The organism is Ktedonobacteraceae bacterium, assembly GCA_035653615.1.
Classification (GTDB): Bacteria; Chloroflexota; Ktedonobacteria; order Ktedonobacterales; family Ktedonobacteraceae; genus DASRBN01.
This window is the reverse complement of the sequence record DASRBN010000026.1, coordinates 1-26,533: the sequence shown is the minus strand read 5'-3', so window position 1 is coordinate 26,533 and position 26,533 is coordinate 1. Positions and strand designations below refer to the sequence as shown.

The following is a 26,533-nucleotide window of genomic DNA, read 5'->3' as shown; positions in this document are numbered from 1 at the left end:
TGTGTCCAGACTGGCAATGGCTTTTGGAAGATGTTTGTTGTGCGCGTGGGGGCCGATCAATCGGCGATGTGTACGGTGAACCGGCCCCTACGGGCAAAGTACTCATCGATTGATATGCATGGGCATAATCACATAGGTATAATCGTTGGAGCCTACAGGTTTGATAACGCCCGGTTTGGTAGGCGCGTTGGCTTCGAGCGCTACTTCGGGCGTATCGATAACGGCAAGTACGTCGGCCAGGTATTTGACGTTAAAGATAATCTGTAGTTCGGGTCCATCGACGGCGGCGTTAATGGTGGTGACGTTGTCTCCCAGGTCTTCGGCAGTCGCCTCGACGGTAACCGATCCCGGCTCCAGCCCATCGTTCGCGCCAGGGTTGATTTTGATGCGTGTGATATTGGAGCTATCACGGGCGAACAGGGCGGCACGTTTAGCGGCTTCGGCAAATTGCTTCGTTTCGACGACCGCGCGCGTGCTGTGTTCCTTCGGAATAATCTGCCGGAAGTTGGGAAAGGTGCCATCGATGAGACGCGAGACCAGGTCCAGTTGCGGCGTATGGAAGAGCACCTGGCTGCGATTGGGTGTCACGATCATCTCGACCTGCCCTTCGGATGGCAGGATGCGGGCGAGTTCGGTGAGGGTACGCGCCGGAACGAGGATGTCGCCGCGTGGATGGTCATCACCGGGAAGCGCATCGACGCGCACGGCCAGGCGAAAAGCGTCGGCAGCGGCAAAGGTAATTTTCTCTTCACTGACCTGAATGAGGACGCCGGTAAAAACGGGACGGGAGTCATCATCGGCGGCGGCGAACGCGACCTCATCGATCATCTCTTTCAAGCGCGAGGCTTCGAAGCGCACGGGCGGCTCTCCGCCCTCGGCGCTGGGGATCAAGGGAAATTCGGATGGGTCCAGGCCTTTAATGTTGGCGCTACTGCCCGCGCTTTTGACGCTAAGGATATTGGAATCTTCATTGGCGCTGATATCGACGGTGGCCTGCGGCAGGCTGTTGACGAGATCGGTGAGCAGCCTGGCGGGTACGGTGGTAGCCCCATCTTCGGCGATCTGCGCGTCAACCCAGCAATTAATGCCAATCTCCAGATTGGTAGCGGAAAGTTTGAGGCGGCCATTATCGGTCGCGAGCAAGATATTGGAAAGAATAGGGAGCGTGCTGCGATTCGACACGGCGTGGCTGACGGCAGAAAGCCCGCGGCTCAAGTCTTGTTGTTTACAGGTTAGTTTCATATGATACTCTTCCTCCAGAACACAACCAAAGAAATGCAGGGTCAAATTCCTGGTTAGTATACAGTATTCCGAGACGGCTGTAAACCAATTTCATCAGAACCTATGCAATCTCATTGTGGCACCTGCAATTGAACCGCAGCCGGAGCAGGGTAGAGCAGCACAAGACATTGAGGAGGACGGGCACGAACACAGGCACAAGGCGCTGTCCCTACAGGGAATCGAGGCGCAATTTCTCTAGTTCGCGCTGCAATGTGAGCAGGGTTTGCTGTAATTGATCTTGCCCGACGGCGATGGTGAGGTCGCCGCGCGTCTTTTCGAGGATACCGCGAGCAGCATCGGTAGTGCGGCGCAGGCCACCGGTAATGGCATCGGGGTAGTCGATGGTGATGAGGAGGGCATAGATATCATCCATGTAACCCAGCAGGGTTTCGCATGTCTCGATGTTGCCGCGGCGCAATTGATCGAGCAGGTAGCGGCGAAGTTCTCCAACGGTCTCACCCAGCCCATTGAGATAGGGAATCCAGTCGATGGAGAGTTCAGAGGCAAGCGGAACGGGTCGATGTTGCGCCAGGGCCAGAAATGTTGCGGCTTCGGCATATTCCTTCTGCGCGTCCTGCAAAAATCCCGCGAAATAGATATCCTGCTGTTCCTGCAAATCAGCGCTCATTTCGGCCAGCAGAATATTGGCGTGGCGCAGAAGTTCCGCCGCAGCTTGAAATTCCTGGCGGTGCGTCGCGCGGATGCTATTGGCGCAGTAACGGATGGCTGTACGCGATTTGGGTAAAGCCCGTTCGCGCGCCGCATGTTTGAGCGCCAGGTATTGTTGCGCAGCGGATGCTGCCTGATCAAGTTTGTCTGTCATAAGAAATGTTACTCTCATCTATGCCAAAATCATTCCATTTCAGTGTACCACAGGATGCGCCGGAGTGATAGGGGAAATCAATCACTTCTGTAACTTATCTCCCTCATAAAACGTACTCTCCAGGATGAGCCACCGTACTTTTGATCGACCTTGCTACGTCACTGTTCCCAATTTTCACTATAAATATAAGGAAGCAAAGAAGCCGTAATAGGAGCCACTTAACACCAATTTTAGTACTTTTTGCCAAAACAGTTATTTTCGTGGCCGAAATTTGCCACCAAACGTGCAAGCAGAACGTTCCTACTCTAAGAGGTATTACTATAACGTTGGGCATCCCCATACCCGGCGTTTCCCCCTAGTAATACCTCTTTTTTCGTCTACTACAGCATGTAGGGGAATCGCAGGGCTGTTCCTCATGAATTTTGCCTTCCACAATCGGTAATCTGGAGGCTCGGGTTCTGTGATTCTGAGCGTGCGAGCCGAAGCCCTGAGCGCAGCGAACGGGGAAGAATCTCTGGGCCTGGACGCAGATTCTTCGCTGCGCTCAGAATGACACGGCTAGAGGGTGCTTACAGGTTGTGCTGGTGAAACTTCATCACATGTCCGCAAATCCTCTATGAGTATTGTGAAGCCGTTAATGGTGTTGTCCCATTGCTAGAGGTATCAGCCTCTAATGGCCGGGTGAACCGGCGAGGGTAGGGACCAGATTGATTGCTTCCCTGGGATGAGGCATGCTGAGCATCTCCTGCTCTCATGGAGAGATTGCTATCGACAATGGCGCCATCCTCAATAGAGACGTGATAGGGAAACAGTGTAGATTCGAAAGCGCTGTCGTGCGAGATAAACAGCACCTGCTCAAAGTGCTGGCCGAGTGCATCGCCTGTAACAAGCTGCGCCAGGGCTTGCATGCGGTCACGGCTAAAAGAGCCAAATGGCTCGTCGAGGAGCAGAAATCCTGGCGCGGCGCTGAGTTCGCGTGGCAAGGCAGCAATGGCAAACGCTAATCGCAGCGCCAGCGAGATTTGATCGGCGGCGCCGCCCGAAAGAGCCGATTTCGCGATATATTCTCCGGCAGAAGGCTCCCATATACTCAGTTGGAATGGCCCTCCACTGGCAATCCCCTCTTCCGGTTCTGTTGCCAGGCGCACATCATGGTAGCGACCGCGTGTCAGCAGGGGGAGTAGCTGCTGCATAAAGTATTCTATGCGCGGTATCATCTTGCGCATGATGCGCTCGCATGTGGCATCGATCAGCAGACCGCCGCGTTTTTTGGTCTGGTAACTGCGTTCTTGCTGCTCCAAATGCTTGCGAGCCAGCTCGAGATCTAACTTTTCACCGCCCGTATGGAGTTGCGTGCTCAATTCCAACTCCTGTTGTTCTAGCTGGTGCAATTCCTGGTCGACGCGCGCCAGATCCTCTTCAAGGCGGGCGCGCTGCTCCGGCGAGTATTCGCCAACGAGGGGCCAGACTGCCGCGATATCAACAAGGGTGAAGCCTTTCGCGGGTGGCCGGTTGCGTTGTGCCAGTATTGTGGCAATGCGTTCCTGGGCGATTTCAATCTCTCCGCGGCATAGCTCGATTTTCACTCGCGAGGCGCCCTCCTGGAGCCTTAAGCCTTCGAGTTCGCGCAAGATATTTTCCTCACCCTCTTGCTCTATCTCGCGCTGGCAGCGGCTGCGTAGAGCCACGAGGGCTTCGGCAAATGGATTCGGAGGAACGATCCAGCTGCCAAGGGTGGTGCTGAATTTTGCCAGTTGCCGATAACCGGCGGATAGGGCTTCCTGGCGTTCCTTGAGGAGAGCGGTATAGAAAGCATGGCGATTCTCAAGCTCTATCTTGCTATCGAGCGTGATATGTAGTAATTCCAGTTGCTTACGAGCGCCGGATTCAGCACTGTTGATTGCCGCCTGACCAAAGGCGAAGCCAAGCGGCTGGACACGCTTACGCAAGGAATCCTGCAAACTGCGAAGCGCATCGCGCAGTGTAAGCTGTTGTTCGCGGGCGCGTTCTATTCGTTGCATAGGGAGATTGTCCTGGTAGCGCTCCAAACGCTCCAGGTGTGCCTGTTTTCGCGCGAGCAAGACATCCAGGGCATCTTGATAGATTTTGACCTGGGTAGCAAGATCCGGCAGAGATGACAGCTTACCATCCAGTACGGCTATTTCGCGTTCGGTTGATTTGATGGCATCTTCAACCACGCTCTCATAGGGTTTGACCTGCTCTTGCCCGTCTTCCATGGGCGCGTTGAACGTTTCTCCTACAGGCAATGGTAGACCCTCTTTACCGGCGGCAACTACAATCTCGTTTTGTATTTGCCCGATGGCCGCCTGCTTAGCCTGTAGCTTTTCATGAATGACTTCCTGGCTTTCCCGGTTGCCGAGCGCTTGCAGGCGCGCACGTTCCTTACGAGCCGCGGCTACCGCTTCCATGGTCACATTGACCTGGTTGCGAGCCGCCAGTGCCTTGTTACGGCTCTCGTTCATTTGCTGCTGGATATCGGCAAGGCTCTCGTCAGAGGTAGAAACCTGTTGCAGCAGGTGCTGTGCCTCTTCCAGGGAGCGTGGTACAGCGCCACCAAGCGAGCGAATCTCGTGTTCTATCTGCTCAAGCGCCTCCTGATTGCCCCCCTGGCCCCCGCTCATGCGAATGGCAGTTTCGCGCGCAGCCACCATCATGCTTACCTGGTTGATGGCCTCCTGCATTTGCCGGTCGGCCTCCTGCTCCTTTTTACGTATCTTGCTGTACGTCTGATAGCTGTAGCCGGCGCTGGCAGCTAACAAAATAGCGGCTAAACCGGCGATGGTAGCGAAAATGATTGACTTATTCAGGGCCTCGACAAGCGCTGCACTACCACAGAGCAGGAACAGAACAACACAGGCGATAGTAATACCAAGCTGGATAGTGGCGGCGCGGCGCTGAGCGAGGGCCTCCAGTGTCAATCGCTCCTGCTGCTGGTGAGCAGCCATGACATGTTGCTCGGCTTCAGTCAGGCCTTTCATCAAGCCTTTTAAGCGCTGCCACTCTTCCAGCTGGCGATGCAAACTGAGCTTGCGCCAGCGCTTCTCGATGTCATCGGCCTGCTGTTGTAGTTGTTGCGCTTCATTCTGCACAAGCGCGAGTTCCTGTTCGCTTTCTTGCAGTTCTCGCTCAACCTTCTTGAGTTGCTCTATCTGTTCCTGAGGCGATCCCTGCCGGGCCTGTATCTGCCGGTATTCTTCCTCTGCCTGCCGCAGAGCATGAAGTTGTTGCGCTAACCGGCGCAGGCGCTGGAGTCGCTGTTCTAACTGCGGTTTTGCCGAGCGCCGCTGCTCTTCCATCTCATGCCGGGCCTGTTGAGCTTCTTCGACGCGCAGGCGGGCGTGAATAATTTTCTCGTCCAGTTCCTGAATATCTGCCTGCACCTGTTCATAGTCTTTGAGTTCCTGCTCCAACTCTTTGATGGTGTTGACGACCGCCAGCAGGTCGCCCGCCATACGCTCCAGCGTTCCGAAGGAGCGAGAAAGTTCGGATAAATCGCGAACCCGTTGTTCGAGCGCGGGCAGTTCTTCGCTCCTGCGGAGTTCGAGTTCGGCAAGCTGGCGTTCAATTTCGGGCAGAGAACGCTGGGCCTCGGCGATGGCATCATATGATGCCATGATTTCGCCAAGTACAGCATCGGCTTTCTTCAACTGTTGAATGCGACTCTGGCGCGCGCGCAGTTCGCGACGCTGCACCTCGATCTGTTCGAGCGCCCGCTGCTGTTCATCGATTTCTACCTCTTGCCGGTCTATCTCGGCCAGGTGTTCGGTGATGGAGACGGCGTCGAGCGCGGCCTCAATGTCTCCCAATTGCATACTTAGCTCAGGGATACGCGCCTGCACTTCGGCCAATGTTAGACGCATGCGACTCTCGTTGAGAAGTTCCTCATCCTGTTCAGTTAATTTGAATTGTTCGGACAGGCGGGTAAGCTTTTCCAGGCCAAGCAGTTTGCGCAACACTGTTTCGCGCTCGCGACCATCCATTTGCTCCAGTCGTGACAGTCCTTTTTGCTCAATCAGGCAGGAATTGCGCAGCGTCTCGCCATCGATGCGCCCCAATTCGGCAATGATACGCTCATTGGCGGCCTTCAGGTTCGTAACCGGTGACTCTTCCGGCATGCCCAATCGCTGCACTCGCAAGCTGACCTGCTGCCCCTTACCGCGCTCAATAGTGCGCCTGATCGATAATGATGTAACGCCTATCGAGAGATCAAGAGACACAATAGCGGAAGGCTCGCCATAGTGGATTAAATCGTCCAGGCCGCGATCCGAGTCCCGGCGTTTCCCGCGTTGAGACGGGGAAGTCAGGGGTTCGCCATAAAGCGCGAAGTAGATAGCTTCAAAGATCGTTGATTTGCCTGCCTCGTTCGGTCCCTGGATGAGGATACTTCCGCGCTGTGGGAAGTACAGGTCGATCTCGCGCAAGAGTCTGAATTGTTCAGTTGTCAAATGCTTAAGGATGATCATAGGTTTACTCCAGAGGAGAAGGCTGCCAGCAATTCTTCCCTTGTCATCTGCAAGGCTTGCCGCTCCTGCTCATCCTGGACAGCGGCAATCCATTCGCCGGCAAGGATAATAAGTTCCTCACGAACAGATATGCGTTCTTCAAATGCGTTAGAACCGGCTACACCGGTCGCAAGTCGCGATTCGTCGCTCGCAAACAGCAGGCCGCTTTCGTCGACTTCCAGGGCAAAACAACGTTCTTCGCCAAAATGCCGCACCCGATTTAAATCCAGTTGATGATACTGGCTGCGCGTCACCTCACCTGTAAGCTGGATTTGCACCAGCGTCTCCGGGCTGCATAGCGGCTCGAGAAGCTGGAGAATGCGCTCTGTAACGGAGCTATCCTCGCTATTTGAATCCTGCGCCCAGAGTTCAGCCAGGTTGATGCGCAGGCGACGCAGCTTGAGGGTATCTACAGGAATATGCTGGCACCAGCGAATGCCACCGGCGGCTATTCCGAGGAAGACAAAGCCAGGCTCGTCGTCAGGGTCATTGAAGTCAACACGCTGCGTAGTCCCGGCTACGACAACATCAGCCTGGCCGATATGCAATTGACGATAGCTCTGGTGGTAACCAGCTAAGATATATTTGAACACGGTCTGGCTTGCGATGCTGGCGTTGGTGACCATTGAGGTTCCACCAGAAGCGCCGGTGGGCATGGCTTCAAGCGGGGCATGCAATATGAGCAGGGGGATGGCAGCACGCTCGATATCGCTATCTACATGCACATGTGCCAGGGGGTCCCCATCCTGATCTGCCTGAATGCCGAGGCCACAGATACCAACCAGTGTGTCGCGCACATTCACCATGACCGGTTCTAGATAAGCGCCTCGCGTTGCCGGCTCGCTTGCACGTCCATTTGCCGGAGGTACGCTCCCTGCCGGCGGAAAATACTGCAGCGCGCCCAGGCGGGCATAACTGATTTGAGGTGGCAGAGCGTGGGCGGCATAGCTACCGGAATCCACAGTGGCATATGCAGTGGCGGGTGTATCAAGCACGCCGCCAAGCGCAAACGCACGAACTCCAGCCTGGCGCAGTTGTGCCAGGCGTTCGGCCACAAAACTGCGGTCTTCTTCGTCGGGATTGGTCGAATCAAACAGATCCCCAGCCTGTACAAACAGGTCGACGCCCTGCCCGGCGGCAAAGTCTGTTACCCGCTGGAAAGCCTGGCGCAGGCGCTGCCGTCCCTCCTCGCGTTTATGAGGATTTTGAGTGAAACTGAAAGCAGTGTGTCCAAGACGATTACCGGCCGTGAGTACAATGGTAACGATATCACCTTGCCCATGACCATTGCGCGATGCATCTTCGCTATTTTCCTGCGTTACAGCAGGATTTTGCAGCATATCTTCTTCCATTTTTTCACCCCTCGAAAAGGAAGCCTACCCAGGGCGCGATCAATCTGGCCCCTACACCCTCCCCTCAACCTCAAAGCTGCACAATCCCTGGCTATATTTCTCTACCTCAAGATGAGTCTATCACAAACGGTGACGATTCAATACCAGTGGCAGCGAAAGAGGGACTATTTGGTAAGGGTTTGAAAATGACGCGCTTCATTCGTCATACATTAGTACCAGTTAGTCCGCAATTTGAGACGATTCGTACTGCCAGGCGGTAATCTTAGTAAGGGCTTCAGTACTGTATCCAGAAGTCCTAACATTTTGACCAGAAAAGCCGATGTTGCTATGATGCGCATACACCAAAAGCTGAACCTGTAGGCGTCTTCAGTATAAGATGTATGTTCCCAGGAAATATGGTCCGTAATAAATCAATATGAAGAAAGATGATAGGAGTACCGGCTACTCTACCATCTTCAATACATGTGGTATTGCTCATGAAATATACAGCAAATAAATCAGCGCAGCGGGCTTGTAGTTACGTGGAGTAGAGTGGTGGGAATAAAACGTTTTGATCAAGAGGCCGAGAACCGGCAGGTGCTGCTCTCGTTCGCCAAAAGCATTCAGGAACGCGACATTGTGACGTATGAACACTCGCGGCGCGTCGCTACATACGCGCAACGACTGGCACGTTACCTGGGATGGAGCAGGCGAGAGGCGCGCGATCTGGCACTGGCGGCGCTGGTGCATGACCTTGGAAAGACCTGGATCGCCAACGATATTCTGATGAAATCAGAGGCCCTTTCCGATGAAGAACGGCGCAAGATGGAGCGGCATCCGATTATAGGCGCGCGTATTCTGATCGGTTGCGATGTGCATCCCTTTTTTGTCGAAACGGTACTCTATCATCACGAGGCCTGGGACGGGCGCGGCTACCCCACCGGCCTGAAAGGTGAAGAGATTCCGTTAAGCGCCCGTATTCTGACCGTCGCGGATGTCTATGATGTGCTGACATCGCAGCGGCCTTACAAGGCTGCGCTTTCTGAGGAAGCGGCACGCGAGCGTTTGCTCCTGGGGGCGGGGCGAAGTTTTGATCCCATGATCGTGCGCGCCCTGCTGTACCTGCTGGATACGCACCCCCATTTCACGCTGCCACAGCGTATCTGCGCTTTGCCGGAGAAGACAAAACGCAAATTCCGCTTTTCCCATATGGTAGAAGTGTGAGATTAGAGGATCATCCGCAGAAATGCGCGAGTACGCTCGTTCTGTGGGTTATCAAAAATCTGTTCCGGCGGGCCTTCCTCTACAATGACGGCTTTATCCATGAAGACGACGTGATCGGCCACTTCGCGCGCGAAGCCCATCTCATGCGTAACGACGACCATGGTCATGCCTTCTTCGGCAAGCTGGCGCATGACTTTCAATACCTCACCGACCAGCTCGGGGTCAAGCGCGGAAGTGGCTTCGTCAAAAAGCATGAGTTTGGGATTCATGGCCAGGGCGCGGGCGATGGCGACACGCTGCTGCTGGCCGCCTGAAAGCTTGTGCGGATAAACATGCGCTTTATCCGCCAGGCCAACCTTCGCAAGCAACTCTATAGCGCGTTCCGTCACCTCTGCCCGCGGCTGACCCAGAACATGTATCGGAGCCTCGATAACGTTCTCAAGCGCGGTCATATGTGGGAACAGGTTGAAGCGCTGGAAGACGAAGCCAATTTGCGAGCGGATGCGGGCGATAGTCGCCTCGCGGTCTTCCACCAGTTTGCCGTTCACCTCGCGATAACCGATCATCTCTCCTTCTATATAGATACGCCCGCTGTCGATCTTCTCCAGGTGATTGATGCAGCGCAGCAGGGTCGTTTTGCCGGAACCGCTGGGTCCAATGACAACCACAACCTGCCCGCGCTTAACCGAAAGGTCAACGCCATTTAACACGGTTAGATTGCCGAAGCGCTTGACGATCTGCTCGGCGCGCACCATTTCGTCGGTACGTGTGAGAACGTTACCATTGGCGGATTCTATGCTCATACTATTTTTAACTCCTTATTTGCCGTAAATCACTTCTAACGACCGCCGACGAGGGTGCCACTACCGGTTCGCGAGCCGAAGCCGATGACGCGCTGGGTGAAGCTCTTTTTATCTGCCAGTTCATATTTTGTGGTGCGATTGGGATCTATGCGGTTCTCTATCCAGCTCTGGATATAGCCCCATAGTGTCGTCATGACCAGGTAGTAGAAGGTAGCAACGATGAGTAACTCGAAGTAGGTGAAGCTCTGAGACCCATTCGTCTGCGCGGTGTACGTGAGTTCAGCGAGTCCAATAACCAGGGCAAGCGAAGTCGTCTTAAGCATGTTGTTGAATTCGTTACCAAGCGGAGGAATAATGACGCGGGCAGCCTGCGGCAAGATGATGCGGCGCATGGCAAGCGAATAGCGCATACCGAGTGCTTTCGCGGCCTCCATCTGGCCCGGGTCTACCGATGTGATACCGGCACGAATGATCTCCGACATATAAGCGCCTTCATTGAAAGAAAAGGCTATAAGAGCTGCGGAATAGACGGTAATATATGGAGTTAGAGCCGGAAAAACTTCGGGAACACCAAAATAGAGGATGAGAAGCTGCACCAGTAGGGGACTACCGCGAAAAAGCCAGATATAGAAACGCGCAAACCAGGAAAAAACGGGAAAACGCGAAATGCGCATCAAGGCAAGGAATAGCCCGATGATGACTCCACAGGCCTGGGCAACCACCGCGATCCATAGCGTTGTCCACGCCGCAGCAAGAAAAACCGTCGAGAAGAGATTTTGCCAGACGACATCCCAATGAAACATATACACCTCCTTATGGAACCATGCTGATTTTTCAAATTATACATCATGGAAGCGTAGATAGGGAGATAGTAGCACTGCTGATTTCCCAGCACGAGGTGTGCCAGGATAGGGACCGGCCATTGTTCCTACAGGACGATACGATGATCTTAATTCGCCGATTCGATTGTCAAAATTCATCAGGCGCCTCTGCCAATTTACGAGGTGCCTGATGGGAGTTGTATAGTATCGTTGGGCTTTGTGATTTTCAGACGTAATCGGCTCGCTGGACGATCAGTGGATTTCCTCGTCGGTCAGGCCCCATTTTTCGATCAGAGCATGATATGCTCCGCTGGCCTTCAACTCATTGAAAGCAGTCTGAATAGCATTGAACATCGAAGTATCGCCCTTGCGCACCACGATACCTTCAGGAGCTGCGTTCACTACAGAACCACCGACGGTGAATTGGCCGGGATGCAGCTTGTTGTAGTAATCGGTAACCGGTGAGTCCTGGTATGTCGCGACGACACGGTTCGTCGCTAACAACTGGATAACATCGGTCTGATTCGTCAGCGCGGTGATGTGGATAGCAGGTTTTCCCGCTTTTGTACAATTGGCGCTGGCCGTCTGCAAATCGGTCTGCTCCACCGTGCCGTTCTGGACTCCTACATTCTGCCCGCACAGCTGGTCAATACTGGTGATGTGCATGGGATTGCCGCTCTGCACAAGTAGAGACTCACCGGCATTGAAATACGGTATGAAATCCACCTGTTGCTGGCGCTGCGGATTGATGGTGACTGCCGATATGACGACATCGAAGCGCTTCGAGTTGAGGCTATTGATGATCGTATCAAAGCTGGTGCTGACAATTTTTGCCTGCAGGCCCATGCGTTGCGCAATCTCGGTGATTAAATCGATGTCGAAACCGGCAGGCTGGTGAGTAGTGGTGTCGATGTATTCCTGCGGCGGATACGTCGTGTCACTACCGACTGTCAATGTGCCGGGAGTCAGCAGGTCGTTGGGCGGGGTAACGGTGGGCGTTTTGGTATTGGGAGTGGGAACATTGCCGCTGCCCGTGGATGTGCCACCGTTGCCACATGCGGCGAGCAGCAAGGTGAGTGAGAGCAACACTCCCACGAACAGCATAGCCATTGAACCGCGTTGTCCTCGTTTAGCTGGGGAAAAAGATATCATGAAAACCTCCTGTAAGTCAGAAATAGCCATATGCTTCTGGATAAGTAAACCTAGTTTAGCATAGTTGTTTCTTGCTTACAAGAAATTTCTTCTGTACTTCTGTAAGGACTGCTGGACAATCACCCATTTCTTCTTCAACTTCAGACGATATTACAAGCTCTCAGGCACAGGTTCAGGCAACTCACCCCTATCCTGCCTGATCTCATCGACGGCTGGCTGAGCGGATAGAACAGGGACACGTATCAGTCCAAACGCCAGGAACGTGGCCAGAAAGTTGAAGCCGGCATCGACGAGCAGCAGGGGCACAATCCCGATGCGATCACCCAGGCCACCTGCCAGGCCCATGCCTACGAGCAGAGTGACCGCCTGGATAGCATTGAGAGCGCCGAAGATGCGCCCTTGATATTCATTCGCCACATTAGTTTGCAGCAGGGTCAGCATCGGAATGAAGAAGCCGACAGCCCCGGCTCCCGCGAAGATGATCAGCGACAGAATGACAGGTACCAGCGGCATCAAAGCGAGCACAACGATCACACTGCTGAAGACGAGCCCGCAGATGGCCATTAAGCGGCCAGGACGCAAGTTTTTACTCAGGCGCGGAATGGCCAGGGAACCCAGGATACCACCGACAGCCTGGGCCGACATCAGCCAGCCAAGCACCAGCGGCGTACCGTGCAAAATACGCTCGACATAAGGCGCAATCAGCACCTCGATAATGCCCTCGCCGACCATTGCGACGCCGATGATAATGAAAATGGCGCGCACAAGCTGCTCTTTTTTCACCAGGCCCATGCCTGCGCGCCATTCCTGCCACACTTTTAGCAGGCTATTCTTAAGAATGCCGCCTTCGCTACTCGCTAACTGCTGCTCCTGTTTCACTGCTGTCACGCGAGCCGGAATAATGATCAAAGCCACAAGCGCAGCAGAAAAGAGGAACGAAATCAAATCGACGGTGATAACGCTGCCGATGCCCAGCAGGCCAAATAGCAGTCCACCCAGCGAGGGACCGACCAGGCGCGTCAACTCCTGGCTCATGGAATTGAGGGAATTGGCCGCTAACAGGTCTTTCTCCTCGACCAGCATGGGGATAATGGCCGTCTGGGCCGGATTAAAGAATTGCGAAACCAGAGAATCGGCAAACGCGCAGAGGTAGACGATCCAGACGAGGTCTTGCGAGCGTACCAGGAAGAGGGGCAGCAGGATGAGCGCCTGCACCAGGTTGACGATGACCATCGTATACTTACGATTCCAGCGATCTACGAACACCCCTGCCACCGAGCCAAAAAAGAGCCTCGGCAGCGTTTGCACGATGAACATGATGCCGGTAGCCAGAGTTGAGCCTGTCAAGGCATAGATGTAGAACGGCAGGGCGATGAAGAGTACCCAGTCGCCGGTCATTGAGATAATCTGTCCAATCCAGAGCAGGCCAAAATTGCGTTGACGTATAACTGACAGCATGATTTTCTCTCCCGGTAATAAGTTTCACAAAATGGTTTTTATTTGGCACTTTTGATTAATTTTATGATAATATTTTACATACAGGTGGATGGTCTGTCAAGAGTATCTTGGCGAAAGTTTGCAAATCATTGGCGATTTTATCAATTGTGATACAATGAGCTGCGAAAATTTGCGCTGCCGGCTTTTTTTTCATAGAAGAAGAGAGAAAGAAGGACTATGCAGAGACAAAACATCGCCACAGGCACTCCCTGGGAACCCATTGTCGGCTACTCGCGGGCCGTCCGTGTTGGCAACGCCGTCTACGTCTCAGGCACAACCGCGACCAATACTAATGGCGAGGTGGTTGGCGCCGGCGACCCGTATGCTCAAGCCGTTCAGACCCTGAATAATATTCGCGCTGCCCTTGAGATGGCGGGAGCGAGTCTCAAAGATGTCGTGCGCACGCGCATCTATGTCATCAACATCGACGACTGGCCGCACATCGGCAGGGCGCACAGCGAATTTTTCGGCGAGATTCGCCCGGCCACGTCAATGGTGGAGATAAAGCGTCTGATCTCACCTGAAATGCTGGTTGAGATTGAAGCGGAAGCATTAATTGAGGAATAATAATGGCCTTACACAATCAGCATCGCGTCCCCGAAGCTGAAAAAGCGATAGCGTTCGCGAATCGCTTCCTGGTAGGCTTTTTCCATCAATTGCTTACCCATGAAGGCGCTGACGAGCAGCAGCAGCGTTGACCGCGGCAGGTGGAAGTTGGTAATCAGGGCATCAACTACCTGGAAGCGATAGCCTGGGGTGATATACAGGCGCGTGGAACCCGAATAGGGTTGTATCTCGCCGTTGTAGATACTTGCCACGCCCTCTAGAACGCGTACAGATGTTGTGCCAACGGCCACGATGCGCCCGCCTGCTTTGCGCGTCTCGCGAATCAGTTCGGCTGTAGGAGCATCCAGGTCGATTGCCTCGCTGTGCATCTTATGCTCGCGATAGTTCTCGATCTCGACAGGCCGGAAAGTATCCAACCCCACATGCAGCGTCACGAAGCCAACACGCACTCCTTGCCGGCGCAATTCTTCCAGCAGGTGCGGGGTAAAATGCAGACCGGCTGTGGGCGCAGCTGCCGAGCCACTGATGCGCGCGTAGACTGTCTGGTAACGCTCAGGATCGGCCAGCGTTTCGTGAATATATGGCGGCAACGGCATGCGCCCCAGACGTTCGATGAGATTTTTGACGGCCAGGTCTGTGACATCGGGCGTGGAATGCGGGGCCGAGAAGCGCACAATGCGCCCGCCTGCCTCGGTGCGCTGGAGAATTTCCGCCTGTAATGTTGGCCCTTGCTCTTGCTCATCGCCAAAAAGGATGCGTGCGCCTTCGCGCAGGCGGCGTCCTGGCCGTACCAGCGTTTCCCAATGATCGGGGCCGAGGTCGGGCCGTTCGGCCAGCAGCAGGACTTCTACTGCGCCGCCGGTTTCCGCGCGCCGTCCCAGCAGGCGTGCTGGAATCACGCGGCTCTGATTGGCAATTAGCAGATCTCCCGGATGCAGGTAATCGCCGATATCACGAAAATGGCGATGCTCAAGCCCGCCCGTCGCGCGATTGACGATCAATAAACGCGAGGCATCGCGTGGCTCAATTGGTGTCTGTGCGATCAGTTCCTGGGGTAAATCGTAATCGAAATCGCTCATTTGCCAGGTGTTGGCGTCGTTGCTGTTGTCCACAATCCCGGTCCTATTCCATTTCCGCCATGCGGCGCGTCCAATCCAAGGTGCGCGTAGGCTAAGCGCGTGGCGATGCGCCCGCGCGGGGTACGCGCGATGAAGCCCAGTTGCAGCAGGTATGGCTCGTACACATCTTCAATCGTTTCAGGGTCCTCGCTCGTGCTGGCGGCCAGCGTATCCAACCCGACCGGGCCACCATCAAATTTTTGCATGATGGTGAGCAAGAGGTTGCGGTCGGTCTGATCAAGCCCGATATGGTCGATTTCCAGCGCGTCCAGCGCCGCCTTTGCCACATCGCGCGTAATCACGCCATCGGCCCTTACCTGGGCATAGTCACGCACGCGCTTGAGCAGCCGGTTGACGATACGCGGCGTGCCACGAGCGCGGCCCGCGATTTCCTCGATGCCTCCCTCGTCTGCCGGAACCTTGAGAATGCGCGCCGAGCGGATCAAAATCTGTTTTAGCGAGGCAGAGTCGTAGTATTCCATGCGGTAGATGGCCCCAAAGCGATCGCGCAGGGGGGCAGTCAATGCACCGACCCTGGTGGTGGCTCCCACAACCGTGAATGGTGGCAGCGAGAGGCGCAGCGCCCTGGCGCTCGGTCCTTTGCCAATCATCACGTCGAGGGCAAAATCCTCCATGGCCGAATAGAGGCGTTCCTCAACGGCACGAGCCAGGCGGTGTATTTCGTCAATGAAGAGAACTTCACCCGGTTGCAGCGCGGTGAGGATCGAGGCCAGGTCGCCGGCATGTTCGATGGCCGGGCCGGAAGTGGTCTTCATACTGACGCCCATCTCGACGGCAATGATATTGCATAAGGTGGTTTTGCCCAATCCGGGCGGGCCATACAGCAGCACGTGGTCAACCGATTCATTGCGTCGCCGGGCCGCTTCCAGCAATATGCTCAGATTCTCCTTGATTTTCTCCTGCCCGATATATTCCGACAGGCGGCGGGGGCGCAAACTGCCCTCGATGGCCTGCTCCTCTTCTGTCATCTTCGGTGAGACGAGCCGGTCGCTCATGGTCTTATGTTCTCCTGCCTGCACAAATGAAACTGGTGTTCTATTTATCGCTGGTATCATTATATCAGAGTTGAGTATGAACGTCGAGATGCAGATTGCTTAGAAATGGGCGTGGGATTCTTCGCTGCGCTCAGAATGACATGATGAAGGACGGTCCTTCATCATGTCATTCTGAGCGCAGCGAAGAATCCCGCCCAACTTCTGGGGAATCATCAGGCAGATTAGTCGCACATTTGGAACAGCTTTGGAAAATCATTCCAAAAACTATTGCGTATTGCACAATTTGCTGGTATAATCTCCGATGTTGGAGAAATTACATGACCCTCGAGCCTTGTGGCTGGCACCATTAATAACGGATAGCTAGTTCATTCGATAGTGGACTTCGTTCGGAACAAAGAGGTTTCTTTATGGCAACAAATTGTGACTTCAGCCGTTCTTCCTTGCTTACAGAACAGTACCAGCGCGAAATGGAACTCATCGCTGCCGCTCTTCAGGAAGAAAGTCAGGATGAACGTGATGAGCGCCTTGGCCTTGTAGAGCGCTCCTGGTCACTTACCTGCACCTGTTTCCATGGGCAACTCGAAGCGAGCGATGCCTCGACTCCGGCACATGTTCCAGTGGCCGTGGCCCATATGTAACGTCATTGTACTCCTTGTTTGTAAGAAGATTTGTAGCTAGCAATGCCTCACCCACAAGAACTTGGACCGGATGCACTTACCTACCAGACGCCAGTGCAATTCGGCATGTTGTACTGGGTCAACTTCGGTTATCCTTCCCTCCCACCTGGCATTGAAGAGAAGCGCATCCTCGATTGGCATCCCGCACTGGTCGTTTCAGGCGAGCCCTTTTGCCGGCATGCCGGAGCCGTCAACGTTGTAGCCCTGACCTCCTACCGTGGAAAATTGCGTCCTTATCACCACCTCCTCTTAAAACGCGACTATCCCCTGCTTGACACCGACAGTCTTGTCAAGACAGAATTGATGTATCCTGTCCTGCGCAGCCTGCTGGCAGACCAGTACGCGATCTGTATGCTCAACGAAGCCGACCTGCGCGCTATCATGGGCAAGGTCGCCAACAGCCTGGCAATTACAATGTTTTACGCGCTACACTAGTTGTTTCTATCCCTAAACGGGTACAGGAAAGGCCTATCCTCGTCAGGGCCGCCAAACCCGCAAAGGTCAGGTGCAACCGCGCTGGCGAATAGCCATTGGTTCACAAGGAAGTATGCACATACATGAACGTCGATCAGGAACAGCTTCGACTCTTGCCATCTATCGATGAACTGCTGCATTCGCCTGCCGGGCAGCAACTCATTGAGCGCTTTTCCCGCCCCCTGGCTCTCCGCGCTCTCCGTGCCACTATCGCCCAGGCGCGCACCACTATTCTCGCCGGGGCCTCCTGTCCTTCTTCACAAGAACTCCTGCTTGCCGCCGGACATATGCTGGAGCAAGAGCAGCAGCCAAACCTGCGACCCGTCATCAACGCCACCGGCGTGATCATCAACACGAATCTAGGACGCGCTCCGCTCAGCCAATCAGCGCTCGCCGCGGTGCAGCAAGTTGCAGGCGGTTACTCCAACCTGGAATACGACCTGGAAGCAGGAGAACGCGACTCCCGCCATACCCACGTGATCGACCTGTTACGCGATTTGACGGGAGCCGAGGCCGCGCTTGTCACGAACAACAACGCGGCAGCGGTACTGCTGGCACTCAGCACACTGGCTATGGGACGCGAGGTGATCATCTCACGTGGTCAGCTCGTCGAGATCGGCGGCGGATTCCGGGTGCCCGACGTGATGCGCCAGAGCGGTTGCCACCTGGTCGAGGTTGGCACTACCAATCGCACGCGCATTGCCGATTACGAAGCCGCCCTGAGCGGGCAGACGGCCCTGCTTTTAAGCGTACATCCCAGCAATTTCCAGATCATGGGCTTCACCGAATCGACCCCGCTCAGCGCCATGGTGGAACTGGCGCATCGCCATGGCCTGCTCGTTATGGATGACCTTGGAAGCGGCTGTTTGCTTCCCAGCGAGCGCTATGGCTTAGCGCACGAACCGATGCCGCAGGAAAGTATCGCCGCAGGAGCCGATATCGTGTGTTTTTCAGGCGATAAACTGCTAGGCGGCCCGCAAGCCGGTATTCTGCTGGGCAAAGCCGCGGTCCTACAGCGCATCGCCAAACACCCACTCATGCGAGCCGTGCGTATCGACAAAATGACGCTTGCCGCGCTCGAAGCCACGCTGCGCCACTACCAGCGTGGCGAAGCGGAGACACATATTCCCATCTGGCGCATGATCTCAACGTCTCCCGCGAAAGTTGCCTCCCGCGCCACAAGCTGGTCCTCGCAGTTCCAGGCTTATGGTATCGCGGCCCGCACCCAACGAGGTGAATCAACCATCGGCGGCGGCTCGCTTCCCGGCGAGACACTTCCTACCACCCTGCTGGCCATCGATGCCGCGCACGTATCAATACCATTGGATGAACTGGCGAAACGCTTGCGAACGCGCAAAATTCCTATTATCGGGCGCATCTTTCGTGATACCCTGCTGCTCGATCCACGCACGGTGCTGGAAGAGCAGGATGGGGAGGTGATTGAGGGGTTAGTGGAGCAGATAGGGAATTAAGTCTTTGTTCCTGGAAAGTTTTTTTATCCTAATAGCGCCTGACATTTCCGCTTTTTCGGCTGCGAGTTGTATAGAGATATAGTAGGGAAACAAATATCATCCCTACCAGTCGGCCCAGGCTTTGAACAAATTCAAGCACCGGGTATTTTGTTAAGCCTGCGCTCATGTCTGCTATCGAAAGTACTTGTAAAGACGTTGATATCAACTCAACCGCCGAAAAGTATGTTATAATGCGTACAGACAGGGCGCGTTTAAAGGAGGTATTTTCATGCCAACATCGGAAGAACGGCTCGCTATCGTGGAACAAACAGTCACTACATTGCGCAACGATTTCTTGCAAGCGATTGTTGACAACACGCGCAGCATGACGACCCTTAATAAGGTAATTCTGCATCAAGAAGAGAATTTAAGAGATGCCGATCATGAAATAACGATTCTTACGGGTGTTGTTGGATCGCAGGGACGCGATATTAAAGCGATTAAAGAACGCCTGGATGGCTTTGACCTGCATTTCACGTCTCAAGGTCGCAATATTACTGCTATCAAGGATCGTGTGGAGGCTCAGGAACAAGGCATTACTGCTATCAAGGATCGTGTGGAGGGGTTTGATCAGCGCTTTATCTCTGTGGAAGGAAAGCTCGATCAGGTATTACAAATACTTGCTCGCGGACAGTAGGTCAGATAGCCGTTTCTGTGTTGCCACTTTGATTTCTAAAAAGTTGGCTGAGCCATATAATGCAGGCTCTGGAGGCTTCCAGAGCCTGCATTATATGGCTCAGCGTCTACCTCTCCTCCCCCGTCACCATCCTCACATAGCTGGTATAGCGTTCCTCGTTTATCAGGCCATCTTCAACGGCCTGGCGAACTGCGCAGCCCTCCTCGTCAACGTGCAGGCAATCGGAGTAGAGGCACTGGTCCAGGAATGGGCGAAATTCCACAAAGCACCAACCCAGGTCTTCGGGCGCTATATCCCAGGTCGCAAGAGCGCGGATGCCCGCCGAATCGGCCAGCCAACCGCCCTCTGATAAAGGGTATAACTGCGAACTCGTCGTGGTATGCCGTCCCTTGCCGGTCGCATCGCTCACCAGTCCGGTCTTGAGCGCCATTCCAGGCTCAATCGCATTCACCAACGACGACTTTCCTGCTCCTGAAGGGCCGGTGAAGAGCGTCGTGTGTTCTTTGAGCAGGGTACGCAGGGTGTCGATTCCCGTGCCGGTTTTGGGACTCGTCCAGATCACCGTATAACCCAGGTGGCTATACAGATCTGCCGCCTTCTCTACGCGCTCGTCATGTGGCAGGTCAACCTTGTTGAGGCAGATGATGGGCCGTATTCTTGCCGATTCGCAGATTGCCAGGTAGCGATCAAGCATACCAAAATGCGGCTCCGGGCGGGTCGTAGCGAAAACAATCACGACCTGGTCCAGATTGGCAAGCATCGTTTGAGCTGTGGGCCGCTTGGCATCGGTATTGGCGTCCTTGCGCAAAAGGGCGCTCTGGCGGGGCAGGATCTCCTCGATCAGGCCCGTTTTATTGTCGAGTTGGCGCAGCTTAACATAGTCGCCCACGGTAAGACGCTGTGGTAGGGGTGTTTCTAGTCCATTTCGCTGGTAGCGTGATGCATAGGATTTGTCTTTGTAAAGGCTGGCCTTGCCTGTTAATTTTGCGGAGCGGGCCTGAGCAAAGGATTTTTTGAGTTTTCCTCGCAGCGTGCAGCGTAAGATACCATGATCGGTATGTACATCATAGATACCATGCGCGCCGTGCAAAACAACGCCGGTAAGTGTCTCCGGGTCTTTAATCAAATGCTTTCCCTCCAGGAGAATAAAAAAACACGGCTCAATCAATTCTTTTGATGTCTACCGTGCGGAGGGAAGGAGCCATTTTCTGCCTTTTAGCAGATGCCAGGTAACTTCTTGTTCAGTCCTGGCAGCGTTCGCTCGATACCCTCTCCTTGGGTAGACAAGGTGCATACAAGCACAATTGCGAAATGTACGTGCTTCCTCATACTTTGCACCTCCTATTCACTGGCGAACCAGAACTTATGCGAACGTCTCTCTTTATTTAAATAGAGGATACTAGAAGAGGTACGTGTTTGTCAACTAGAAAACCCTGCTGATTCCCAAAAGTGGAGAAAATCAGCCTGGTAACACTCCAGAACGGCGGAGATTCTTCGCTGCGCTCAGAATGACATGCCCAGGCATGTCCGGAGCATGTCATTCTGAGCGCAGCGAAGAATCTCCCACCTCAGATCGTCCAGCCGCCCCGGTTTCAATCACCTGACCCACTTCTGAATCATCACCGGCAAAACCGGGCAAAATTTTGCCGGCTAAGATGTCGTATCAAAGAATGGCCTCTCTGCCGACCTGTTTACATTGGAACCCATCCTGTTCTGTGAATTACCACGACTCGCGGCATCGTATGCCCCATGTTTCTTCAGGATCGTGATAGCATGCTGAATTGAACTTTCGGGCAATCCGCCGGCCCTCACAGTTACAAGCGTGCGGCCCGCATCATATTCGCGCGCATAGAACTGGGCATCACCTTCCGGCACGCCCACATTCTTGAATTGTTTGAGCAGGCCCTTACTGCCATCACCGGGTTCCGCGAAGCCGAGGTAATCCTTGCCAAAGCCGAGGCTATCCAGTTCGTTATAAGCCTCTTCTGCCTGCTTGCGATCTTGAAAAACACCTACAATAATCGGAGTTTTGTTCTCTGCCATACTTTTCCCCTTTATGCACGTATCAGTGATTTTACTTCCAACCGTTCTTTTGAAAAGTACACGCGCGCGATTTCGGAAAAGTTGCAGGGGAACCTATCAACGAAGTTCGAAACGTGCCTCGATGCGGCCAAAACTGATGATATCGCCATCCTTCAACGGGCGAGCTTCATATGGCGGTAAAATCTCACCATTTAAGCGTGTCTTGTTCCGCGAGTTGCGGTCTTCGATCATCCAGGTACCTTGACTATTGATTAAGCGCGCGTGCTGCCGTCCGACGGTCATCGTCTGATCCTCGACCTGAATATCCGGGTGAATCTCGCGCTTGGGGTCCTCGCGGCCAACCAGCATCTCTGTTCCGTTTAGCAGTACCACCCTGTTGTTCGCCGTAAATACCAGGCGCGGCTGCGGGAGTGGAGCCGTGGTGCCTTGCTGGATACGCTGGATTGCGGCAATAAATTCGCGCGGCGTCTGGAAACGCTGCCTGGGGTCTTTCGCCATTGCTTTTTGGAAAAAGGCATCTAGCAGGGGCTTATCGGGGTAGAAACGTTGGATCGATGGCACTTCTTCCTGTTGATGCTTGATAATCACTTCTACCGCCGTCCTGCCATCAAATGGGGGACGACCGGTTAGCAGTTCGAATAGCACAACTGCCAGTGAGTAGAGGTCGGAGCGAATATCCGCGGTGTGGCTGCTCACAATTTGCTCCGGCGCGCAGTAGTAGACCGTCCCCATAAACTTATCGGAATGGGTGATCGTCGGCATATCACGACCGCGTGATAACCCAAAATCGACCAGTTTCACCACGCCCTTATTATTCACCAGAATATTCTGCGGCTTAAGATCGCGATGAATCACCCCATGCTTGTGCGCTGTTTCCAGCCCTTCAGCTGCCTGCTGCACATAATTCAAAGCGCGCTGGAGGTCCATTGGACCCTGATTGACCATATAATACTTGAGGTTTTGTCCATCGATATGATTCATAATGATGAAATAGATATCTTTATCGTTCCCATAGTCAACGATACGCACAATATGCGGGTCTTTCAATCGTTCCAGAATATAGGCCTCGCGCTTGAAACGCTCCAGCAGTTCATTATCTTCCGAGAAGCCGATATGCAAGGTTTTTGCCGCGTACAGGTAGTTGGTCTGCAGATCACGCGCAATATAAACCGCGCCGAAGCTCCCACTGCCTCGTTCGTCAAGCAACTTGTAACGGTTATTGATGATGCGCCCAATCATTGGATCGTTCATAACTCTATACTCCTACTCTGCGCACGAGATTCCTGACGCAAAGGCCCCAGGCCCGTAGGGGCGCGATAATGCACTTTAACAAAATACGCCGGTAATGGACGTAGGGCCGATGAATCGGCGGTGGGCGCGATCAATCGGCCCCTACTATGAACGCCGCGGCTGCGCGTTTTGCGTATGCCAATCTGTGAATTGCTGGTAGGCATGTGCGATGCGTAAGATCATCGTTTCTTCAAATGGCTTGCCTACAAGCTGCAAGCCTATCGGCAAACCCGCCGATGAGAAACCGCAGGGCAACGAGATCGCAGGCAGGCCCGCGAGATTAAAGGGCATCGTCAGCCTCAAGAGCGCCGCCGTCGCATTTTCAGTTGCCCCGTCGACGCGAATATCCTGGTCAATTTGCGCAACCTGTATAGCCGGCATTGGGATGGTAGGAAGTACCAACGCATCAACCGGATACATCGCCGCCCTCAAGCTGCTGGAAAAGGCGCGCCTCGTTTGCTGCGCTTGCAGGTAATCGACTGCTGTGATTTTCTGCCCGGCCAGCAGGCGCGCGTGTGTCACCGCGCTATAATCCTGGCTACGTTCCACCAGCCAGCCATTTTGCATATGCGCCAGCGAGGCCTCCGGCATCTGAATGGTGCGATATGTTTCCAGCGTCGGACGCTGTACATCGACATTCACGACCTCAGCGCCCGCTTCTTTCAACACCAGTATTGCCGCCTGCCATGCCGTCCGTACTTCTGCATCGAGCGGAGCAACAAATGCATCCGGCAGCACGCCAAGTCGAAGTCCCTGCAATGAAAGCGCTCCTCGTCCCTCCGGTCCCGCAATCAAACTGGCGCTGGCCCCGACCGGTGGGCCCGAAACACTATTGGGGTCGCGCGGATCATAACCGGCAATGGCATCAAACAATATCGCGCAGTCTTCCGCGCCGCGGCCCATCGGCCCGGTGTGATCCAGCGACCAACTCAAAGGAATCACTCCATAGCAACTCACGCGTCCATAAGTTGGCTTCAGCCCTGTCACACCGCAACAGGCCGCCGGAATGCGAATCGAGCCGCCGGTATCGGTTCCCAGCGCGCCCAGGCACATATTCGCCGCCAGCGCCGCCGCCGAACCTCCACTCGAGCCACCAGGAATGCGCGACAAATCCCAGGGATTGCGCGTCGGCGGTGTATACGTTCCATACGCAAACTCATGCGTATTCGTCTTCCCAATTATAATAGCTCCGGCCTTGCGTAGCAACTCGACCACTGTGGCATCCTCACGCGCGATATTGTCCGCCAGGACCTTCGATCCCGCCGCCAGGCGCACATCCTTCACGGCGATCAGATCCTTTATCGCGACAGGAATGCCATGCAGCGGGCTGCGATACAGTCCCGTGCGTAATTCGCGTTCAAGCCGTTCAGCATCGGCCAGCGCCTGCTCGCGCATTACCGTCACGTAGGCATGTATCTCTGCATCGAGCGCGTCAATGCGTTCAAGCGTTTCAAGCACCAGTTCGGCAGGGGTGATGAGGCCGGAATGTATCTCTTCAGCGGCTTCGCGTATGGATGTGTAGGGCATGGGTCTACTCTTTTCCTCGATTGCAGACAGTTGAAATTGCGGCCAGGAAACAACAAAATACGTTATCCACCGGCATTATTGTATCAGATTCAAGATGCTTGTGAAAAAGGCGGGCTAGGCCTGCTCCGAATGTACCTTTGCTTTAAAAGCATGCCACTCTTGATCTGTCAGACCCAGCGCCTTTTTCAGCCGCGCGAGCTCTTTGTCGGTCAGCGTCTCTTCTGCTTGATAGCAGTGCTGTCCGATTTCCTGCACTTTCAGCTTATATTGGACGCGCGTGGTCTCGTCTTTTCCCACCAGTTGTTTGAGCGCATCCAGATCGTTCGTCAGAATGGCCTTCCATTCACTAAGCATCCAGTCCTCTTCCTGCCACTTCTCCGGCACAAATAGCATGCCGGGGCTTAGATCTCTCATCCTCTCTATTAAGGTAAACGAAAAATTGGCAACGAAGGAAAACATCGTTGATAACTCTCTTGCGTTTCTCCCTCTACTTGTGGTAATCTCTTCTATGGAATATACTGGATGCTTCTCCTGCGGGGTCTCTGCATCTAACTCCAAACAGCCTGACTGTTTTCTTAATTCTCTGTACCTTAGTCTTGTTTTTTCTCATTCACTGTAGAGGTAATTGCCTATGCACTACAACATGGGGGCATATTACGAGCGCGCCAGCGACTATGACCTGGAATATTCGAGCCAATCGGAGCAGGATATTCCATTCTGGTGCGAGCTCATCATGCGCTACACCCCCCGGCGCGTCCTTGAACTTGCCTGCGGCAGCGGGCGCATCGGCCTCGAACTGCTGCACAGTCCCGGCGACTTCCTGCTCGAAGGCCTCGACATCTCACACGACATGCTTCATGCCTATCGCCGCAAGCTGGCACGCGAACCCGAATCCGTCCAGCAGCGCGTCACGCTGCATGAAGCCGATATGACCGGGTATCAACTCGAACACAAAGGCCAGTTTGACCTGATCTTTTTGCCGTTTAATTCCGTTACCCATCTCTATGAAATCGAACAGCAGCTTGATACCTTCAAAAACACCTATGACCATCTCGCGCCTGGAGGCCGCTTCGTCGTCGATACATTCCTGCCCGACATCGACTACCTCAGCGACGCCCTGAACCGTCCCTCGCATGTCTACCTGGAAGACGAGATCGAATCCGGCGAGAACGAATTTACCATGCTGCTCTATACCAGTCGCAAATATGATCCATTTGAACAATTGCAGCACATTCTATGGACGCACGAAAAATTTTTTGAAACCGGAGAAAACGAACGCTACCTGACCAAACTCGATATGCACATCTTCTTCCCGCGCGAACTACAACTGCTCTTTCTTGCCACCGGCTTCGGCATCGAGGCCATCTACGGCGGCTATGATTGGAAGCCCTTTGGCAAGGGAACCAGGCAGATTGTAGTGGGAAAGAAATAGAGAATTTTCCCTAGATCACCTGTCCTCATCCTCGCTGCATTCCTCACCACACGAGCGAAAAACAGGGAAATCTCCTCATGTGTTTTGGATGAAGTTTGCCTATACTCGACAGCAAGAGCGCCTTGTAGGGAAAGACCGGCCCGCCTCTGGCAGGCAGAGGAAATGGTTCTGCTCCGCACGATAGGCGCAAGGTAAGAACAGGTCCATACCCGGACACAGCACAAGGAAAGGATGTTGTGCATGAAGATACTCACCCACGGTCACGGCAGATTTCTGGGACGCCTGCTGCTCTTGCTGGGGCTGGTCGCCACGCTTGGCCTGCTGGCCAACTGGGCGGCAGCGCCCGCTTACGCCTATGCTGCTAGTACCCTTACAGTCACAAATTGTAGCGATGATAGTCAGTTGCAAGCCGATGTCAGTCAGGCCAACAAAGACAACAATGGGGATACCATCACCTTCGCCTGCGGTGGTGATATTCTCCTGAGCCGCACGCTCATCATCGCCGGTCGCATGACGATCGATGGCAGCAACCAGAGCGTTACCCTCGACGGCAGTGGCCAACTACAAGTGTTTTTGGTAGACATGGGTGTCAACTTCACCCTCAATGCTATCACTGTTGCCAATGGCTCGATTAACACCGGTGGTGGCGACCAGTCCGGCTACCGTGGGCGATGCAGCCCTCACCCTGACGCAGTTCGCGGCCAACCCGCTGGGTCATCACAGGGCCAGCCTGAGCGCCACCTTCACCGATGCTGATCCCAACGGGCAGGTCTCTGACTATACCGC

General features: G+C 54.3%; 23 protein-coding genes. 8 read left to right on the top strand and 15 right to left on the bottom strand.

Annotated elements, in window-relative coordinates; translation table 11 throughout:
- Positions 1 to 102 precede the first annotated feature (102 nt).
- The 4 genes from dnaN to VFA09_14070 all read right to left on the bottom strand — a co-directional run bounded on the left by dnaN (position 103) and on the right by VFA09_14070 (position 7,979).
- Complete coding sequence (dnaN, locus tag VFA09_14085; protein ID HZU68401.1) at positions 103 to 1,242, bottom strand: DNA polymerase III subunit beta; 1,140 nt, start codon at positions 1,240 to 1,242, stop codon at positions 103 to 105.
- Positions 1,243 to 1,450: 208 nt separating this feature from the next.
- The gene (locus VFA09_14080) at positions 1,451 to 2,104 is read right to left on the bottom strand and encodes a hypothetical protein (protein ID HZU68400.1); all 654 of its coding nucleotides are present in this window, start codon (positions 2,102 to 2,104) and stop codon (positions 1,451 to 1,453) included.
- Positions 2,105 to 2,718: 614 nt separating this feature from the next.
- Positions 2,719 to 6,588: an AAA family ATPase gene (locus VFA09_14075; protein HZU68399.1), complete on the bottom strand. Its 3,870-nt coding sequence runs from the start codon at positions 6,586 to 6,588 to the stop codon at positions 2,719 to 2,721.
- Positions 6,585 to 7,979, bottom strand: coding sequence for a hypothetical protein (locus VFA09_14070; protein ID HZU68398.1), 1,395 nt, complete (start codon positions 7,977 to 7,979; stop codon positions 6,585 to 6,587). Before VFA09_14070 ends, VFA09_14075 begins: the two co-directional genes overlap by 4 nt.
- Before the next feature lie 534 nt (positions 7,980 to 8,513).
- Here VFA09_14070 and VFA09_14065 point away from each other — a divergent pair.
- Positions 8,514 to 9,182: an HD-GYP domain-containing protein gene (locus VFA09_14065; GenBank protein HZU68397.1), complete on the top strand. Its 669-nt coding sequence runs from the start codon at positions 8,514 to 8,516 to the stop codon at positions 9,180 to 9,182.
- A gap of 2 nt (positions 9,183 to 9,184) precedes the next feature.
- On the opposite strand, the gene ehuA is transcribed toward VFA09_14065, so the two are convergent.
- The 4 genes from ehuA to VFA09_14045 form a co-directional block, all read right to left on the bottom strand.
- Positions 9,185 to 9,985, bottom strand: coding sequence for an ectoine/hydroxyectoine ABC transporter ATP-binding protein EhuA (gene ehuA / locus VFA09_14060; GenBank protein HZU68396.1), 801 nt, complete (start codon positions 9,983 to 9,985; stop codon positions 9,185 to 9,187).
- 35 nt (positions 9,986 to 10,020) lie between these two features.
- Positions 10,021 to 10,788 carry an amino acid ABC transporter permease gene (locus tag VFA09_14055; protein ID HZU68395.1) on the bottom strand — a complete coding sequence of 256 codons (768 nt, stop codon included), beginning with the start codon at positions 10,786 to 10,788 and terminating at the stop codon, positions 10,021 to 10,023.
- A gap of 270 nt (positions 10,789 to 11,058) precedes the next feature.
- The gene (locus tag VFA09_14050) at positions 11,059 to 11,958 is read right to left on the bottom strand and encodes an ABC transporter substrate-binding protein (GenBank protein ID HZU68394.1); all 900 of its coding nucleotides are present in this window, start codon (positions 11,956 to 11,958) and stop codon (positions 11,059 to 11,061) included.
- A 150-nt stretch (positions 11,959 to 12,108) separates the two neighbouring features.
- Entirely contained in the window at positions 12,109 to 13,416 is a 1,308-nt protein-coding gene (locus tag VFA09_14045) for an MFS transporter (GenBank protein HZU68393.1), read from the bottom strand.
- Between the two features lie 216 nt (positions 13,417 to 13,632).
- On the opposite strand from VFA09_14045, the gene VFA09_14040 reads away from it, so the two are divergent.
- Complete coding sequence (locus VFA09_14040; GenBank protein HZU68392.1) at positions 13,633 to 14,022, top strand: RidA family protein; 390 nt, start codon at positions 13,633 to 13,635, stop codon at positions 14,020 to 14,022.
- A gap of 8 nt (positions 14,023 to 14,030) precedes the next feature.
- Here VFA09_14040 and queA read toward each other — a convergent pair whose 3' ends face one another.
- Together queA and ruvB are read right to left on the bottom strand one after the other, a co-directional pair.
- Positions 14,031 to 15,134 carry a tRNA preQ1(34) S-adenosylmethionine ribosyltransferase-isomerase QueA gene (queA, locus tag VFA09_14035; GenBank protein HZU68391.1) on the bottom strand — a complete coding sequence of 368 codons (1,104 nt, stop codon included), beginning with the start codon at positions 15,132 to 15,134 and terminating at the stop codon, positions 14,031 to 14,033.
- Entirely contained in the window at positions 15,098 to 16,156 is a 1,059-nt protein-coding gene (gene ruvB, locus VFA09_14030; GenBank protein ID HZU68390.1) for a Holliday junction branch migration DNA helicase RuvB, read from the bottom strand. The genes queA and ruvB overlap by 37 nt, the downstream gene beginning before the upstream one ends.
- A 407-nt stretch (positions 16,157 to 16,563) precedes the next feature.
- On the opposite strand from ruvB, the gene VFA09_14025 reads away from it, so the two are divergent.
- The 4 genes from VFA09_14025 (at position 16,564) to VFA09_14010 (ending at position 19,455) form a co-directional block, all read left to right on the top strand.
- Complete coding sequence (locus tag VFA09_14025; GenBank protein ID HZU68389.1) at positions 16,564 to 16,794, top strand: hypothetical protein; 231 nt, start codon at positions 16,564 to 16,566, stop codon at positions 16,792 to 16,794.
- A 42-nt stretch (positions 16,795 to 16,836) separates the two neighbouring features.
- Complete coding sequence (locus VFA09_14020; GenBank protein ID HZU68388.1) at positions 16,837 to 17,268, top strand: type II toxin-antitoxin system PemK/MazF family toxin; 432 nt, start codon at positions 16,837 to 16,839, stop codon at positions 17,266 to 17,268.
- 122 nt (positions 17,269 to 17,390) lie between these two features.
- Positions 17,391 to 18,779, top strand: coding sequence for an L-seryl-tRNA(Sec) selenium transferase (selA, locus tag VFA09_14015; GenBank protein ID HZU68387.1), 1,389 nt, complete (start codon positions 17,391 to 17,393; stop codon positions 18,777 to 18,779).
- Between the two features lie 268 nt (positions 18,780 to 19,047).
- Positions 19,048 to 19,455, top strand: a complete 408-nt coding sequence (locus tag VFA09_14010; protein ID HZU68386.1) for a hypothetical protein — start codon at positions 19,048 to 19,050, stop codon at positions 19,453 to 19,455.
- Positions 19,456 to 19,561: 106 nt separating this feature from the next.
- On the opposite strand, the gene rsgA is transcribed toward VFA09_14010, so the two are convergent.
- From rsgA to VFA09_13985, 5 genes are all read right to left on the bottom strand, one after another.
- The gene (rsgA, locus tag VFA09_14005; GenBank protein ID HZU68385.1) at positions 19,562 to 20,581 is read right to left on the bottom strand and encodes a ribosome small subunit-dependent GTPase A; all 1,020 of its coding nucleotides are present in this window, start codon (positions 20,579 to 20,581) and stop codon (positions 19,562 to 19,564) included.
- Between the two features lie 524 nt (positions 20,582 to 21,105).
- Positions 21,106 to 21,498, bottom strand: coding sequence for a hypothetical protein (locus VFA09_14000; GenBank protein ID HZU68384.1), 393 nt, complete (start codon positions 21,496 to 21,498; stop codon positions 21,106 to 21,108).
- Positions 21,499 to 21,594: 96 nt separating this feature from the next.
- Entirely contained in the window at positions 21,595 to 22,749 is a 1,155-nt protein-coding gene (locus VFA09_13995) for an FHA domain-containing serine/threonine-protein kinase (protein ID HZU68383.1), read from the bottom strand.
- A gap of 144 nt (positions 22,750 to 22,893) precedes the next feature.
- Positions 22,894 to 24,315: an amidase gene (locus tag VFA09_13990; protein ID HZU68382.1), complete on the bottom strand. Its 1,422-nt coding sequence runs from the start codon at positions 24,313 to 24,315 to the stop codon at positions 22,894 to 22,896.
- A 114-nt stretch (positions 24,316 to 24,429) separates the two neighbouring features.
- Complete coding sequence (locus VFA09_13985) at positions 24,430 to 24,729, bottom strand: hypothetical protein (protein ID HZU68381.1); 300 nt, start codon at positions 24,727 to 24,729, stop codon at positions 24,430 to 24,432.
- Positions 24,730 to 24,946: 217 nt separating this feature from the next.
- On the opposite strand from VFA09_13985, the gene VFA09_13980 reads away from it, so the two are divergent.
- The gene (locus VFA09_13980; GenBank protein ID HZU68380.1) at positions 24,947 to 25,747 is read left to right on the top strand and encodes a class I SAM-dependent methyltransferase; all 801 of its coding nucleotides are present in this window, start codon (positions 24,947 to 24,949) and stop codon (positions 25,745 to 25,747) included.
- A gap of 240 nt (positions 25,748 to 25,987) precedes the next feature.
- Complete coding sequence (locus VFA09_13975) at positions 25,988 to 26,503, top strand: hypothetical protein (GenBank protein ID HZU68379.1); 516 nt, start codon at positions 25,988 to 25,990, stop codon at positions 26,501 to 26,503.
- Positions 26,504 to 26,533 lie beyond the last annotated feature (30 nt).

Excerpts from the sequence above, each read along its gene's own strand:
- ruvB (HZU68390.1), bottom strand. The coding sequence starts at position 16,156 with ATGAGCGACCGGCTCGTCTCACCGAAGATGACAGAAGAGGAGCAGGCC.
- VFA09_14010 (HZU68386.1), top strand. The coding sequence starts at position 19,048 with ATGCCAACATCGGAAGAACGGCTCGCTATCGTGGAACAAACAGTCACT.
- VFA09_14025 (HZU68389.1), top strand. The coding sequence starts at position 16,564 with ATGGCAACAAATTGTGACTTCAGCCGTTCTTCCTTGCTTACAGAACAG.
- ehuA (HZU68396.1), bottom strand. The coding sequence starts at position 9,985 with ATGAGCATAGAATCCGCCAATGGTAACGTTCTCACACGTACCGACGAA.
- VFA09_14075 (HZU68399.1), bottom strand. The coding sequence starts at position 6,588 with ATGATCATCCTTAAGCATTTGACAACTGAACAATTCAGACTCTTGCGC.
- VFA09_14020 (HZU68388.1), top strand. The coding sequence starts at position 16,837 with ATGCCTCACCCACAAGAACTTGGACCGGATGCACTTACCTACCAGACG.
- VFA09_14040 (HZU68392.1), top strand. The coding sequence starts at position 13,633 with ATGCAGAGACAAAACATCGCCACAGGCACTCCCTGGGAACCCATTGTC.
- VFA09_14045 (HZU68393.1), bottom strand. The coding sequence starts at position 13,416 with ATGCTGTCAGTTATACGTCAACGCAATTTTGGCCTGCTCTGGATTGGA.
- dnaN (HZU68401.1), bottom strand. The coding sequence starts at position 1,242 with ATGAAACTAACCTGTAAACAACAAGACTTGAGCCGCGGGCTTTCTGCC.
- VFA09_14050 (HZU68394.1), bottom strand. The coding sequence starts at position 11,958 with ATGATATCTTTTTCCCCAGCTAAACGAGGACAACGCGGTTCAATGGCT.
- VFA09_14080 (HZU68400.1), bottom strand. The coding sequence starts at position 2,104 with ATGACAGACAAACTTGATCAGGCAGCATCCGCTGCGCAACAATACCTG.
- VFA09_13990 (HZU68382.1), bottom strand. The coding sequence starts at position 24,315 with ATGCCCTACACATCCATACGCGAAGCCGCTGAAGAGATACATTCCGGC.
- VFA09_13995 (HZU68383.1), bottom strand. The coding sequence starts at position 22,749 with ATGAACGATCCAATGATTGGGCGCATCATCAATAACCGTTACAAGTTG.
- VFA09_14070 (HZU68398.1), bottom strand. The coding sequence starts at position 7,979 with ATGGAAGAAGATATGCTGCAAAATCCTGCTGTAACGCAGGAAAATAGC.
- selA (HZU68387.1), top strand. The coding sequence starts at position 17,391 with ATGAACGTCGATCAGGAACAGCTTCGACTCTTGCCATCTATCGATGAA.
- VFA09_14000 (HZU68384.1), bottom strand. The coding sequence starts at position 21,498 with ATGGCAGAGAACAAAACTCCGATTATTGTAGGTGTTTTTCAAGATCGC.
- VFA09_13985 (HZU68381.1), bottom strand. The coding sequence starts at position 24,729 with ATGAGAGATCTAAGCCCCGGCATGCTATTTGTGCCGGAGAAGTGGCAG.
- VFA09_14055 (HZU68395.1), bottom strand. The coding sequence starts at position 10,788 with ATGTTTCATTGGGATGTCGTCTGGCAAAATCTCTTCTCGACGGTTTTT.
- VFA09_13980 (HZU68380.1), top strand. The coding sequence starts at position 24,947 with ATGCACTACAACATGGGGGCATATTACGAGCGCGCCAGCGACTATGAC.
- VFA09_13975 (HZU68379.1), top strand. The coding sequence starts at position 25,988 with ATGAAGATACTCACCCACGGTCACGGCAGATTTCTGGGACGCCTGCTG.